We start from the raw sequence: 14,117 nt of genomic DNA, 5'->3' as shown, positions 1-14,117 counted from the left end.
CTTTCTAATCAGGTGTTTGCTCTTGGCATATTACATTTAACGACGCAGGGTTAATGCTCACCACCACTTTATCTGCAGATTTAACCTCGCCATCAATCACGTAATTTAGCGTTTCATCTGCGCTTATTTCTACACGTTTTGCATTGGTGTAATGCGAGTTAATAGCAAGATGCGTTTGCGTAATACTGCTAAACATCAGCTCAGCAATACTTAATACCGTGGTTTCATTATCTTTGTTTGGCGTTAACCAATTTACATCCAATAACCCATCGCGGTGATCGGGTTGCCCGCCCCCTTGTGCTAATAACGTAGTAAATGGCGCAGCATTTGCCACAATAAAACTATTTGTATTAATAGTCTCAGGCTCATTATCATCTAATTTAACTATCAGCTGTTGCGCTTTATTTTCGCCAAATGAGTGTAAAAAACCATTTAAATAAGCAAGTTGACCTGATTTATTTTTAGACTCTCGATCCGCTTTTTCAATCATTGCATGCTCAAAGCCAATACCAATTAATAATAGCATCAGCTCATCATTACAATACGCGGTATCAATAAGGTTAGCTTGACCATCAATGATTAAATCACATGCTTGCTCAACAGGAATAAATTTAGATTTTATCCCCATTAATACATGAGCGAGCGCATTTGCTGTGCCCAGTGGTATTATTCCTAATCGACAAGACGTACCCACCAACACACTGGCAACCTCAGTTACAGTTCCATCGCCACCACAAGCAATAATAATATCGGGGTGGTTCTCTATAGCCTGTTTAGCCAATGTAATGCCATTTTGTTCTGGCGTAGTTTTTAAAATGGTTAAATCGTAATACGCAGATAAACGCGCAATAATTAAATGCTCTTTTTCAGACCACAACTTAGTACCTGATACCGGGTTAGCAATTAAGTACGCTTTGTTTTTTATCAGTAGCTCCCCCTTACGGTGGCGCTTAACTAAATGGCGTAATTGGCGTTTATTAAGGTTGGCAGTTTCACGTGTTTCTTTTATTTGTGCAAGAATATCATGCACATCCGCGTCTTTATTTTGACTCAATAAATACGCTGCCATAACAAACACCGAGCGTCCACGCCCTAACGCACAATGCACCACAACACGACGGTCTTTTTTAATATGATGATGGATCCAGTTAATGGCTTGGTTTAACTGTGAGTGTGTAGGCACACTGTGATCAAGAACAGGAATATTCAAATAATCGATATTTTCTTGGGTAGATGTCCATTCAAGGCCATCAAATTCACAGGTAACGTCCAAAATAGCGGTAATGCCATTTTCTTTCAATGTGTCTATATCTGAGGGGAACAAACGACATGCTAAAAATAGATTATCGTTTATTTGCTGAATGGGCGGTACTTTGTCACGCTTACGTGACCACGCATTATAAATTTGCGCACCTAATAAAAAAGGCACAAAGGCCCAGCGAATGTAAAAAGGGATAACGCCATTTTCGCGTTTTCTAAATACTTTCCCTGCGTTGAAAAAATAAGCGCCGCTGACTAATAGTAGCGAAAGTGCGGTCCAAAAAAACGCAACTGCAAAGTAAATGGAGTTAACCGTTAATCCCAATACTATAAATACCAATGCTGTTACAAGATAACTTACTGCAGCCCACATAATTTTTCCTTTTTATTGGTGTTACACTTTTAAATGATCATCATATCCAGCAATCATTATGCCATTAGTAAACTTAGGTAGTAACTTAGCTAGCTACCTGCTCTGCATCGGTAGTTCTAAGTTAAATCAACATAAGAAAGATTAACATGGTATGCAGTTTTTACATCTCATCGAATAAATTATTCACAGTATGATAAAAGCATACTATGCTCTTTGATTGCTATCTATATAAAAAATTTTGATAAATTTTAATTTTCAACTTTTTGCATCTAAATATCGTGTTTACTCGTTCTAATACTAATAATAAAAAATAGGATAATTATGGAAAATAACGAATTACTTTCTTTGCTGTGTGCAACAGCACAAGGAGACAAACATGCTTTTTCACGTTTATATCAGAAAACGAGCGGCAAACTCTTTGCAATTAGTTTTAATATGTTGTCTAACAGAGCTCATGCTGAAGAAGCACTACAAGATGCGTTTATTAAAGTTTGGCATAATGCGTCTGAGTATAACGCCTCCAAAGGAACTGTAATAAGCTGGATGATTAGTATTATTCGCTACAGAAGCCTTGATCTACTCAGGTATTATAAAGTCCGTAAGGAAGAACCCTTAGCTGAGGATCAACAAGATACTCACATCGTTGATGTCAATTATGATGAAAACACTAAATTAGTCGACTGTATCGAACAACTAGAACCACAACAAAAGCATGCTATCCACCTTGCCTACTACAAAGGGTTAAGCCATAGAGAACTCGTGAATCATATTGACACACCATTAGGAACAGTTAAGAGCTGGATTCGCAGAGGTTTAGTACAGTTACAAAGGTGTTTAACAATATGAACTATAACAAACCAGAATTACTTAACTCGCTTGCTGCAGAGTATGTACTTGGCACATTAACCGGCTTGGCGCGTAAACGTTTTCAGCGACTCATGCTAGTTTCAAATAAAGCGAGAGAAGCGACCAATATATGGGAGCAAAACCTTAATAACCTAGCGAGTGCTATTAGCCCACAAACACCATCAGATGCCACATGGCATGAGATAATGCGGCGTATCGAACATAAACCACAATTAGAAAAATCACAGCTAATAATAAAACCTTCTATTTGGCGTGCATGGTCATTTTTAGCGACCGCCGCATGTATTATTTTAGCTGTTTTAGTTACTCAAGCTACTACCAACAGTAAGCAGACACAACAAATAGCTTTAGTAAAAAATCAAACTGAGCAACCGTTGTGGTTTATAAATGTAAGTAACCATGAGCTCTCTATTAAAGCGAGTAACCAACTAATAGCGCGAACAGATAGAGACTACGAACTGTGGATGATACTTAAAGGGCAAGATACCCCTGTCTCCCTTGGTTTATTACCCAAAAATGGCGATAAAACTATTCTCAAAAGTAAACTATTTAAAGCAACCGACATAACATTATTAGCGGTTAGTTTAGAACCCGTTGGCGGTTCACCGAATGGTTTACCTACTGAGGTACTATACACCACAGAATTAGTACTTTTATAAACTGATGCTGGTCGCTTTAATTCAAGCGATCAGCATAAAAAGTAACAAAAAATAAATACTTTTAACTTTTTTGCATCCACTTAACTATCCTGTCCGTTATTAGCTATGACTTCAAACAAAACTAAAGGACAAAGTCATGAAAGCTTTTACTCCATCAATACTTGCAGTAATGGTATGCAGTACATTTATAAGTGCACCAAGTGAAGCATCTAGCCATAGAGAAGCACCAAATATAAGCCGCTTCCCAACTTTAGACTCTACCGATTTTTATATATTTAATAGTTATGAGCAAGGCCGAGGCGATTACGTAACCCTCATCGCAAACTACATTCCTTTACAAGATGCTTATGGTGGCCCAAATTACTTTGCAATGGACCCTGATGCTACTTATAGCATCCACATTGACAATGATGGAGACGCTATAGAAGATATTACATTTGCGTTTAACTTTGAAAGTATGCTGCCAAATGATAATCAAGGGGTACAACTGACTGTAGGACCAGAGGGTAATCAGCGGACCGTTTCAGTACCTCTTAAAAATGTTGGCGGCATCTCTGCAGGTAATGACGCTGCTGTAAACTTTAGCGAGTCCTACAGTATGACCATGATCAGCGGACCACAACGAACTGGCACTACCACAACCCTAAATAATACCACTACAAACTCTAGCTCGTTCTCTAAACCACTTGATTATGTAGGTAATAAAACCTTTGGATCGATGACAGAATATCAAGCCTATGCTGATCAGTTTGTCTATCAAGTTGCCATACCCGACTGTGAAGGCATGGCGAGAGTTTTTGTCGGTCAACGTAAAGACCCATTTGTAGTTAACTTAGGTAAAACTTTTGATTTAGTTAATTATGTTCCAGTTGAAGGTGACAGCTCGCCAGGGGCAGCCGATGGTGGAGGTTTCCCAGGCGGTATAACCCAATCAGCCGATAATGATGATCTCGCAGACAAAAATGTTACGTCAATAGCTATTGAAGTACCAAAAGCCTGCATTGTAGGCGAAGGTAATCAAGTCATTGGTTCGTGGACAACAGCTAGTTTACCTCAAGCTCGCGTGCTTAACCCTAATGCAAAATTTGCAAATAATGCGGTTAATGGAGGGGCATTGACTCAGGTTTCTCGATTAGGTAACCCGCTAGTCAATGAGCTTGTAATTGGCATTAAAGATAAAGATACATTCTCAACATCTCACCCTAAAGACGATGGACAATTTTTAGATTATGTATCACACCCCTCTTTACCCGAGCTTCTGAATATCTTATTTAAAGATGCGGTTAATACAACACTAGGTGCTAGCCTAGAGACTCTTGCGCCCACTAATTTTCCACGCACAGATTTAATTACTGCATTTTTGACAGGCTTTGCAGGGGTAAACCAACAAGCAACGGTAACACCTTCAGAAATGCTGCGTCTAAATACCGCTATTGCAGCGACTGCGCAGGCCGACCAATCAGCATTTGGCGTTGCAGGTGACGACTTAGCTGGTTTCCCGAATGGACGACGCCCTGGTGATGATGTTGTAGATATTGCGCTACGAGTTGTAATGGGGCGTTTGTGCCACCCTATCCCCGTTGCAGGTACAGATACTGATTTAGGGCTGTGTACTCCAGAAGATGCAAACGTAGGCACTGTGCCATTTACTGATGGCGCACCTGTTAATGCATCAATGATGAATGCCACATTCCCTTACCTTGCAACGCCGCTTGCAGGCTCTAAATAAGGAGTGAACTAATGCATAATCTAAATTTACGTCATGTCTGTATACTATCTGTAAGCCTGATTATGGCAGCATGCAGTAACGATGACGACAAAAATAAATCACCAACTATAACCAACTCTGCGCCCTCAGCAAGTGATGTAATACTCACCACTCAAACAGAGGTCAGTATCTCTGATATGCTCAGAGCCACTGATATAGATGGCGACACATTAAGTTACTCACTATCAAGTGAGCCTACGTTAGGTGTTGTTGAAGTAAATAGCGATGGTAGTTTTACTTACACCCCTAATAAAGAGACAACAGGTACAGACAGCTTTATGTTTGGCGTAAGCGATGGCATAAGTTCACAAGTAAACGCCACTGTGAGCATCACTATTGAAGCGTTGCAAGTTGAATTTGCACAGTTTGCCACGGATGCTTTAAATCAACAGCCTACGGCTGAGCCATTGTCTGTGAATGGTAGAGTATTTACCAATACAGATACTGATGTTGGTGATCTGATTTCAGCAAACGGAAATTAATCAATCAACTGACTAGCCAAGGAAGGCTAACTTTTAGGAGAAAATAATGCACTTACCTTTATATTTGCCATTCACTTTTATCGCTGTCTTTTTAATGCCGCTCACTCTACAAGGCGCACCTTTTGTACCAAAGGATGATGCAGTTATTGCAACTAGTAACATTAAATTAAAAGCATCTCTTTCTGTTGAAGAGATAAAGAACTTACTCGACAACAGTCAATTCTCAGGCCAATCTGAGCGGTTACAAGGGGCCCTTAAAACACATTTGGTAAAGCTATATCAGGAAAACCCCACTTCAGAAGTAAGCTATCTGTATGCACGTATATTACAAAAAGAACATTTATTCGAGCAAGCCATAAATATTGCAAAAGAGGCAATAGATGACGATCCTAACCATGTTAATAGCCATTTATTACTAGCAAATATTTTTATGACGCAAGGGCGTTTTGAAGCAGCAACAAAACACTGTATATCTTTAATTGGTTTAGTAAGTACCCTCACTGCAAGTACCTGTGTGCTTGATATACAAAGCCAACACAAAAATGTTCAACAAAGCTATCAATCGCTATTAAAAATAGTTGATAACAAAGAAACAAATCTTGCAACCAAGCATGTGTTAAGTGAAATGAGTTACCGAATGGGTCACTATAAAAAAGCACTCTCTCATATTAATCATATAAAATTATCGAATATGCCTGTGAGCCTTGTTGTTTTATGGGCTGATATTCAGCTTAGACTTAATAACTCTGAGCATATTATTAACAGCCTAAGCACATTGGTTGACGATAATACTAATTTAGAGGATGCGCTGTTGCTTAGGCTAGCTATTGCAGAAAAAGATCTAAAAACACACGGGCAAAAATGGCAAAAAATGATGGCTGAAAGAGTCTCTTTACGCGAAATTCGCCAAGATACTTTCCACGCCAGTGAACTAGCTAAATATTACATTAATATTCAGCCAAACACCGACAAAGCATTGTACTGGGCAAACATTAATTGGCAACAAGCAAAGATGAGTATGGATCAGCAGTTACTTAAAGATGCACAAACAATGCCACGAGGTAAGCTATGAGATCAACTTATCTATGTTTTTTCGCTTTATGTTTGTTCGCTTTTACAAACAATGGCTTTGCACACCAGTTAAGTACCAGTTATATCGTGTTAAATAACAATATAGATAAAACGCAATATATTGGTCACTGGCAAATCAGTATCGCTGACTTGGAACATGCAGTAGCACTTGATTTAAACAACGATGGGCAAATTACATGGGCCGAAATAAAAGCAAAACGTAGCTCACTTACTCAATTTGTTGAACAAAACATAAGTTTTACCCAAGACTTAAAAGCCTGCCTTTTAAATAATGAAGGCCCGTTTAAGCTCGATACTCACTTTAATCAACCTTATTTGCAAATTCCTATTCGCTTTTATTGCGATAATAACACTACAACCTTACTTACATACTCAGCTTTTTTTAACCGCGATGCTAGCCATAAATCTATCGTTAACATCAACGGTGTGTCGCGTGTATTTGACTATCATAACCAAAAACAAGCATTTAATTTTGAACAAACAAGCTACGTAGAAACCTTCAATCAATATGTTTACCAAGGCGTGTTACATATTTGGATTGGTATAGACCATATTTTATTTTTAATTGTATTGTTACTTACTTGCGTGTTGGTAAGACGAGATAAAACATGGCAAAGAAGTAGCTCTAAAATAAAAATCATAAAACACACTGCATGGATAGTCACCGCGTTCACACTGGCACACTCTATTACGCTTACAGCTACCGCAATGAACCTTGTCTCCCCAAATAGTCGCTGGGTAGAATTAGGAATTGCAGTGTCAGTATTGTTTGCAGCACTTAATAATGTTTGGCCCGTCGTAATACGTTTAGGCTGGCTTACTTTTGGTTTTGGATTACTTCATGGGATGGGATTTGCAAGTGTCCTCGGTGAACTAGGCTTGTCAGAAGACTACCAGCTGCTAAGTATTATTGCTTTTAACCTCGGTGTTGAATTGGGTCAACTGAGTATTTTGTGTCTCAGTTTACCAATACTTATTTACCTAAGAAACTATAATTGGTATCAAAAGTGGTTAATGCCTTCAGCTTCAATCTTGGTTGCTCTAATCGCTCTGCAATGGTCAATAGAGCGTTATTAATGAATAACATTTAGGCTAACCCACAAAAAGGTTAGCCTAATTTTCCTCTGCTCATTCTTATTCTAATTTTTATCAAATGGCATAAGTAATGTTTTCATTGCTGGACGTAGTGCGATAAGCACGGTTTCTTCTGTTAACTCAGGAAACAGCATTTTTCGTAATAACAATCCTGCCATCACTGAAAAAATCACATTAATACGGCTCTCTAATTCTTGCTCTGAGTGTGATTTTATTAAACTGCTTTCACTCACTAATAAATCCCGCATTCTGTTACGTGCTTGCGTGTCAGCCTCGCGTAGTAGTAAAGCAACTTTTTTGTTTCTACTCGCCTCTGCCATCATATCTAGGTCAATAACGCAGGCCCCAGTGTCCATATGACGCTGTACACCATGATGTAAGCCGTCGAGTAACACAGTTAAAATATCACCAGGTTGATCTTCAAACTCTTGAAATATGGAGAACATTTCTTCCATATCTTTTTCAATAATACTTTCGATTATTGCTTCTTTACTATCAAAATAGTTATAAATATGGCCTGCGCTCATACCTGCTGTTCTTGCTATTTCAGCCATACCTGCGCCATGATAACCTTTGCGATGAAAGCAATCAGCAGCCGCTGTTAATACCTGTTCACGACGCGCTTGTGCTTGCACCGGATCAAGGTGTTTTTTATTTTTAGAATTCATTCGAAACTCCATTATCGAGTCACTAGACTCGAAACGTCTAACGTTTACCCTTGATAATAAAGAGGTAAACGTTAAACGGTATCACTTTACTACAGATAAACCAGCCATAACTCACCGGTTTAATGCATGCTAATTACTTTGAACGGTAGTTACTTCCCATCCACCACCAACGGCTTTGTACAAATTAATTTGACTTGCAAGCAAAGCTTGTTGACCGGTGATCAGTTGTTGCTTTGCGCTATACCAAGTTCGCTGAGCATCAAGCACTTGTAAAAAGCTATCGACCCCTTTATCGTATCGCGCCTGTGACAAGTCATAGGTTATTTTTCGGCTTTGTAGTAGCTGTTCAAGTGCACTTAATTGCGCGTTGTAACCTTCTCTATCAGCAAGCACGTCTGCAACTTCACGAAACGCTTGCTGAATTTTTTGCTGATACGTTGCTACAGCAACTTGTTGCTCTGCATTAGCGACATCTAAATTAGCTTGGTTACGTCCCATATTAAAAATAGGCAAATTTACCGACGGCATAAAACTCCACGTACCTGACCCTGCATCAAATAAATTACTTAAATCACGTGATGCTGTTCCTGCATTGGCTGTTAAACTAATACTTGGGTAAAACGCTGCACGAGCAATCCCTATATTGGCATTTGCAGCAAATAATTGGTGCTCGGCCGCTTTTATATCAGGACGCTGTGTTAGTAAATCAGACGGAAGGCCGACAGGAACAGCGGGTAAATCAAGTAATGAGTTCAACTCTTTAGTCGGTAGTAAGTCCTGCCCCACCGGATTACCTACTAATAAATCAAGCGCATTTTTATCACGTTTTAATAAACGCTTATACTTTGCAATATCAACCTTTGCAGTAGCTACGGTACTTTTTAATTGCTCTAGGGTAATTTCAGAGGCCGCACCTAAATCAACACTTTTTTGCGTTAAAGATAAAGACGCTTGCTGCGATGACAATGTCTCTTGAGCTAAAGCAAGTAATTGCTGATCGGTCGCATAATTAAGCCACGCATTTGCCAGCTCAGAAATTAACGATACCTGCATGCTATATTCACTAAGCTGCGTAGAGTAAAGCGTTTGTAATGCTTGCTCAGATTGATTACGCACTTTGCCCCATAAATCTAATTCATAAGCAGTCATGCCCACAGTTGCACTGTATTGGGAGCTAATTTGAGGCTGATCACTTGCTGATAAATCAGCTGGCAAGCGCTGACGACTGCCTGATGCATTGAAATCAAGCGAAGGATATAGCGCTGAATCTTCGATCTGATATAAACCACGCACTCGTTGCACATTAAGTGCTGCTATTTGCAGGTCTTTATTGTGCTCGAGGCTTAATGATATCAGTGCTTTGAGCTTTTCATCATTAAAAAACTGCTGCCATTTTAGTGACGAAACTTGTCCTTTGCCTGCCTCTGATGCATACGCATCAGGGACAGGTAAAATAAGTGTTTCTTGCTGAGGAGCTAACTGACATCCAGATAAAATGGCTAAAGTTAAAGCACTAAAACTAATTGTTCTTACACTCATTAAACTTCCTCCTGCGAGGTGGTTTTAGCTTTACCTGAAAACAGTCTACGTACTAAAACAAAAAACAACGGTACAAAAATTACCACCAGTGATGAAGCAGCAAGTGTTCCGCCTATAATTGAAATACCTAAGGCGTTTTGAGCACCAGAGCCTGCACTCGAGGCTATTGCAAGCGGTAAAACACCACAGATAAATGCCATTGAGGTCATTAAAATAGGACGTAAACGAAGTCGTACAGCTGCAATGGCTGAATCTACCAAACTTAAGCCTTCATCCATTTTATGGGTGGCAAATTCAACAATTAATATCGCATTTTTAGAGGCAAGCCCTATGGTGGTTAATAAGCCAACTTGAAGGTAAATATCATTTGATAAGTTACCTAAGAAAGCAGCCATAACAGCCCCCAATATACCCAGAGGTACAATCATCATTACTGCAAATGGGATAGACCAACTTTCATAAAGTGCAGCTAAACACAAAAATACAAATAATAGTGAAAGACCATAAAGAAGCGGCGCTTGACCACCACTTGAACGTTCTTGGAATGAAATACCAGTCCATTCAGAGGAAATACCATTAGGTAACTGCTTAACTAAGCGCTCCATTTCATCCATAGCCTCACCTGTACTGTAACCAGGCGCAGCACTACCTTGAATTTCCATAGCTGAAAAGCCGTTATAGCGCTCTAAACGAGGCGAGCCATATGACCAATATGAACTAGCAAACGCTGAGAATGGCACCATGTCGCCGCTTTTATTTCGCACATACCATTTATTGAGATCCTCAGGCACCATGCGCGCATCGGCCTTACTTTGCAGATATACCTTTTTAACACGGCCACGGTCGATAAAATCGTTCACATAACTACTACCCCAAGCAGTAGAAAGCGTACTGTTAATATCACCTTGTGATACACCAAGGGCTTCTGCTTTTGCAAGATCAATATCCAGTTGTAATTCAGGCATATCTTCTTGGCCATTAGGACGAACACCTGCCAGTATTGGACTTTGACTAGCCATACCCAATAACTGATTACGCGCCTTTAATAGCTCGTCATGACCTAAACCAACCCGGTCTTGTAAAAACATATTAAAGCCGTTGGCAGTGCCAAGTTCAATAATTGCCGGAGGTGGGAATGCAAACACAAGCGCCTCTTTTATCGTTGAAAAATAGCCCATGCCTTTTCCTGCAACCGCTCCCACTGATAAGTCGTCACGTTGGCGCTCATCCCAGTGCTTTAAGCTCACAAAACCAATGGCTGAGTTTTGTCCTGAGCCTGCAAAACTAAAACCGGTAACCGTGAAAATTGAGGCAACAGCTTCAGATTGTTCTTCTAAATAATGGTTTTCTACTTTTTTAACCACTTCAAGCGTTTGCTCTGTAGTAGAACCTGCTGGCAGCATTACTTGGCTAAACAAAATACCTTGGTCTTCGTCCGGTAAAAAAGCAGTAGGTAAGCTTGAAAAAATAGTGACCATACCACCGACAATCAAAACATAACTAAGCAAATAACGTTTAGAGTGCTTGATCATTCGCCCAACAAAGCCTTGTGCACCTCTATTAGTTTTATCAAAACCACGGTTGAAGCCTGAGAAGAAACGACCTATAAAGCTACCATCAGTATGCACATGACTCGGTTTTAATAACGTAGCACACAGTGCAGGTGTTAAAATAAGCGCCACTAATACCGATAACCCCATTGCTGTTACCAGCGTTATAGAGAATTGACGGTAAATAACCCCTGTAGAGCCACTGAAAAATGCCATAGGGATAAATACCGCCGACAGCACCATGGCAATACCCACAAGCGCGCCCTTAATTTCATCCATAGACTTTCGAGTTGCTTCGACTGCAGAGAGTTTTTCTTCAGTCATTAAACGTTCTACGTTTTCAACTACCACTATCGCATCATCTACCAGCAAACCTATGGCCAATACCATCGCAAACATAGTGAGCGTATTAATTGAATACCCAAAGGTAAATAGAACGCCAAACGTACCTAGCAGTACCACAGGAACGGCTATAGTAGGGATAATAGTTGCTCTAAAGTTTTGTAAAAATAAGTACATAACAACAAACACTAGTACTACGGCTTCTATTAAAGTATGTACTACTTTTTCAATTGAAAGTGCAACAAAGGGAGTCGTGTCATAAGGCACAACCGCTTCAAGCCCTTGTGGGAAGAAAGGCTTAAGCTCTTCAAGTGCATCCTTTACTCCTTGCGCGGTATCAAGTGCATTAGCGCCACTGGCTAACTTTACACCGAGTCCCGATGCTGGTTTACCATTAAAACGAGCAACCACACCGTAGCTTTCACCGCCCAGTTCAACTTCGGCAACATCTTGCAGGCGAACAGCCGAGCCATCGCTGTTGGTTTTTACTAAAATATCTCTAAATTGCTCTGGTGTTTGTAATCGACTTTGTGCAGTTACAGTCGCATTAAGCTGCTGCCCAGCAAGTGACGGCATACCACCGAGTTGACCTGCTGACACCTGTGCATTTTGTGCTTTAATTGCTGCTGATACATCGCTTGGGGTTAGCTTATAGTTTTGTAATTTAGCCGGATCGAGCCAAATACGCATTGCATATTGAGAGCCAAATAACTCCACTTCACCCACACCGTCTACACGCGACACAATGTCTTGCACGTTCGACGATACATAGTCTCCAATATCAATATTAGTCATACTGCCATCTTGCGACACAAAACCAACAACCAGTAAAAAGCTTGATGATGATTTGGCCACTACCACACCTTGGCGCTGTACTTCTTCTGGCAATAATGGCGTAGCGGTCGCTAATTTATTTTGCACTTGAACTTGGGCAATGTCTGGATCGGTCTCGGCATCAAATGTTAGCGTCAGTGTTGCTGACCCGCTCGACTGTGAGGTTGATGACATATATAACAAGCCATCTAAGCCTTTCATTTTTTGCTCAATAACCTGAGTCACCGAGTCTTCTAAGGTACGTGCAGATGCACCAGGGTAGTTAGCCGTAATGGTAATCGCTGGTGGCGCAATAGACGGATATTGGGCAACGGGTAGGCTTTTAACGGCAATAATACCCGCAAGCATAACAACAATTGCCAATACCCAAGCAAAAATAGGCCTATCGATAAAAAATCGTGACATAAAACTCTCCGTTATTGGCTGTTATTTGCAGAAGACTGAGCAGCGGTTGCCGTAACTGGTGCTCCTGGGCGAATCTTTTGTAGCCCTTCCACAATCAATTGGTCGCCATCGGCTAAGCCTTCGCTCACCAACCAATTAGCGCCTAAAGTACGCTCTACTTTTAATACACGGCTTTCAACGGTGTTGTTTTTGCTAACAACCATAGCTGTAGGTTCACCTTTGGTATTACGGCTCACACCACGTTGAGGAGCTAATATTGCATCTGACTTAACACCTTCAACCACCTCAGCACGCACATACATACCTGGTAGTAATAGCTTTTCAGGGTTTGGAAATTTAGCACGTAAAGTCACTGACCCAGTACTTGGATCAACCGTCACTTCAGAGAACTGTAATGTACCTTTATGAGGATATACTGAGCCATCTTCCATTATTAGTTCTACATCGGTTTGTGTTGTAGAGTCGACACCTAAAGCACCTGATGCCAGCGCTCTTTTGAGTTTAGTTAACTCATTACTTGATTGCGTTAAATCTACATAAATAGGATCAAGCTGTGTAACTGTTGCCAGCGCACTTGTTTGACCTGCGCTAACTAATGCGCCTACAGTAACGCTTGATTTACTGATTTGGCCGCTAATTGGCGAAGAAACATGGCTATAATCAAGGTTGATTTGCGCGCTTTTTAATTGCGCTTGTGCCGTTAATAATTCTGCAGAGGCTTGCTTAGAAGCTGCATCGGCTTCGTCAAAATCTTGCTGGCTTACAGCTTTAATTGCTAATAATTCTTTATAACGCGACGCTTTAGATTTACTACTGGCTATACTGGCTTCAGCGCGAGCAACCGCCGCTTTGCTGGCTGCTAATTCGGCTTCAAAAATATCGGGATTAATTTGGTAAAGTGCTTGGCCTTTCTCAACCTGAGTCCCCTCTTCAAATAAGCGTGATTGCACAATTCCACTTACCTGAGGACGAATTTCAGCAATTTGAAACGCACTTACACGACCAGGTAATTCTTTTTTAAGTGTAATTGCTTGGCTGTTTAATGTGACAACACCAACGGGTGTTGCTGCAGGAGCAGAAGCCTTAGGTTGCTCAGCTACCTGATCACATCCACTTAAAGCAACAGAACCAACGAGGGCTGAAAATACAAAAAAAGCGATGCGGGAACGCTGCATGTTAAATA

The 14,117-nt window shown here is 40.5% G+C and carries 11 protein-coding genes; 6 read left to right on the top strand and 5 right to left on the bottom strand.

The window, feature by feature from the left end; genetic code table 11:
- Window positions 1-4: 4 nt before the first annotated feature.
- On the bottom strand, window positions 5-1,633 hold the full coding sequence (locus ACNSN2_RS17615) for a diacylglycerol kinase family protein (RefSeq protein WP_418609478.1): 1,629 nt from the start codon (window positions 1,631-1,633) through the stop codon (window positions 5-7).
- A gap of 321 nt (window positions 1,634-1,954) precedes the next feature.
- Between ACNSN2_RS17615 and ACNSN2_RS17610 the strand changes: the two genes are divergently transcribed.
- The 6 genes from ACNSN2_RS17610 (at window position 1,955) to ACNSN2_RS17585 (ending at window position 7,578) form a co-directional block, all read left to right on the top strand.
- Window positions 1,955-2,479 carry a sigma-70 family RNA polymerase sigma factor gene (locus ACNSN2_RS17610; RefSeq protein WP_075170279.1) on the top strand — a complete coding sequence of 175 codons (525 nt, stop codon included), beginning with the start codon at window positions 1,955-1,957 and terminating at the stop codon, window positions 2,477-2,479.
- Window positions 2,476-3,159, top strand: a complete 684-nt coding sequence (locus ACNSN2_RS17605) for an anti-sigma factor (RefSeq protein ID WP_010389062.1) — start codon at window positions 2,476-2,478, stop codon at window positions 3,157-3,159. Before ACNSN2_RS17610 ends, ACNSN2_RS17605 begins: the two co-directional genes overlap by 4 nt.
- Before the next feature lie 136 nt (window positions 3,160-3,295).
- Entirely contained in the window at window positions 3,296-4,888 is a 1,593-nt protein-coding gene (locus ACNSN2_RS17600; protein WP_010389064.1) for a DUF4331 domain-containing protein, read from the top strand.
- Window positions 4,889-4,899: 11 nt separating this feature from the next.
- Window positions 4,900-5,409, top strand: coding sequence for an Ig-like domain-containing protein (locus ACNSN2_RS17595; RefSeq protein ID WP_010389066.1), 510 nt, complete (start codon window positions 4,900-4,902; stop codon window positions 5,407-5,409).
- A gap of 46 nt (window positions 5,410-5,455) precedes the next feature.
- The gene (locus ACNSN2_RS17590) at window positions 5,456-6,481 is read left to right on the top strand and encodes a tetratricopeptide repeat protein (RefSeq protein WP_418609482.1); all 1,026 of its coding nucleotides are present in this window, start codon (window positions 5,456-5,458) and stop codon (window positions 6,479-6,481) included.
- Window positions 6,478-7,578, top strand: coding sequence for a HupE/UreJ family protein (locus tag ACNSN2_RS17585; protein WP_418609484.1), 1,101 nt, complete (start codon window positions 6,478-6,480; stop codon window positions 7,576-7,578). The genes ACNSN2_RS17590 and ACNSN2_RS17585 overlap by 4 nt, the downstream gene beginning before the upstream one ends.
- A 62-nt stretch (window positions 7,579-7,640) precedes the next feature.
- On the opposite strand, the gene ACNSN2_RS17580 is transcribed toward ACNSN2_RS17585, so the two are convergent.
- The 4 genes from ACNSN2_RS17580 to ACNSN2_RS17565 all read right to left on the bottom strand — a co-directional run bounded on the left by ACNSN2_RS17580 (window position 7,641) and on the right by ACNSN2_RS17565 (window position 14,109).
- On the bottom strand, window positions 7,641-8,264 hold the full coding sequence (locus tag ACNSN2_RS17580) for a TetR/AcrR family transcriptional regulator (RefSeq protein ID WP_010389073.1): 624 nt from the start codon (window positions 8,262-8,264) through the stop codon (window positions 7,641-7,643).
- A 129-nt stretch (window positions 8,265-8,393) separates the two neighbouring features.
- Window positions 8,394-9,803: an efflux transporter outer membrane subunit gene (locus ACNSN2_RS17575; protein WP_418609486.1), complete on the bottom strand. Its 1,410-nt coding sequence runs from the start codon at window positions 9,801-9,803 to the stop codon at window positions 8,394-8,396.
- Window positions 9,803-12,934: an efflux RND transporter permease subunit gene (locus tag ACNSN2_RS17570; protein ID WP_138621894.1), complete on the bottom strand. Its 3,132-nt coding sequence runs from the start codon at window positions 12,932-12,934 to the stop codon at window positions 9,803-9,805. The genes ACNSN2_RS17575 and ACNSN2_RS17570 overlap by 1 nt, the downstream gene beginning before the upstream one ends.
- Before the next feature lie 11 nt (window positions 12,935-12,945).
- Entirely contained in the window at window positions 12,946-14,109 is a 1,164-nt protein-coding gene (locus ACNSN2_RS17565; RefSeq protein WP_109875222.1) for an efflux RND transporter periplasmic adaptor subunit, read from the bottom strand.
- Window positions 14,110-14,117: the final 8 nt, after the last annotated feature.

This window comes from Pseudoalteromonas sp. US3C1013, assembly GCF_048401115.1.
Taxonomy (GTDB): Bacteria; Pseudomonadota; Gammaproteobacteria; order Enterobacterales; family Alteromonadaceae; genus Pseudoalteromonas; species Pseudoalteromonas undina.
This window is presented reverse-complemented; position numbering and strand designations above follow the sequence as displayed.

Excerpts from the sequence above, each read along its gene's own strand:
- ACNSN2_RS17595 (WP_010389066.1), top strand. The coding sequence starts at position 4,900 with ATGCATAATCTAAATTTACGTCATGTCTGTATACTATCTGTAAGCCTG.
- ACNSN2_RS17570 (WP_138621894.1), bottom strand. The coding sequence starts at position 12,934 with ATGTCACGATTTTTTATCGATAGGCCTATTTTTGCTTGGGTATTGGCA.
- ACNSN2_RS17575 (WP_418609486.1), bottom strand. The coding sequence starts at position 9,803 with ATGAGTGTAAGAACAATTAGTTTTAGTGCTTTAACTTTAGCCATTTTA.
- ACNSN2_RS17605 (WP_010389062.1), top strand. The coding sequence starts at position 2,476 with ATGAACTATAACAAACCAGAATTACTTAACTCGCTTGCTGCAGAGTAT.
- ACNSN2_RS17600 (WP_010389064.1), top strand. The coding sequence starts at position 3,296 with ATGAAAGCTTTTACTCCATCAATACTTGCAGTAATGGTATGCAGTACA.
- ACNSN2_RS17580 (WP_010389073.1), bottom strand. The coding sequence starts at position 8,264 with ATGAATTCTAAAAATAAAAAACACCTTGATCCGGTGCAAGCACAAGCG.
- ACNSN2_RS17585 (WP_418609484.1), top strand. The coding sequence starts at position 6,478 with ATGAGATCAACTTATCTATGTTTTTTCGCTTTATGTTTGTTCGCTTTT.
- ACNSN2_RS17610 (WP_075170279.1), top strand. The coding sequence starts at position 1,955 with ATGGAAAATAACGAATTACTTTCTTTGCTGTGTGCAACAGCACAAGGA.
- ACNSN2_RS17615 (WP_418609478.1), bottom strand. The coding sequence starts at position 1,633 with ATGTGGGCTGCAGTAAGTTATCTTGTAACAGCATTGGTATTTATAGTA.
- ACNSN2_RS17565 (WP_109875222.1), bottom strand. The coding sequence starts at position 14,109 with ATGCAGCGTTCCCGCATCGCTTTTTTTGTATTTTCAGCCCTCGTTGGT.
- ACNSN2_RS17590 (WP_418609482.1), top strand. The coding sequence starts at position 5,456 with ATGCACTTACCTTTATATTTGCCATTCACTTTTATCGCTGTCTTTTTA.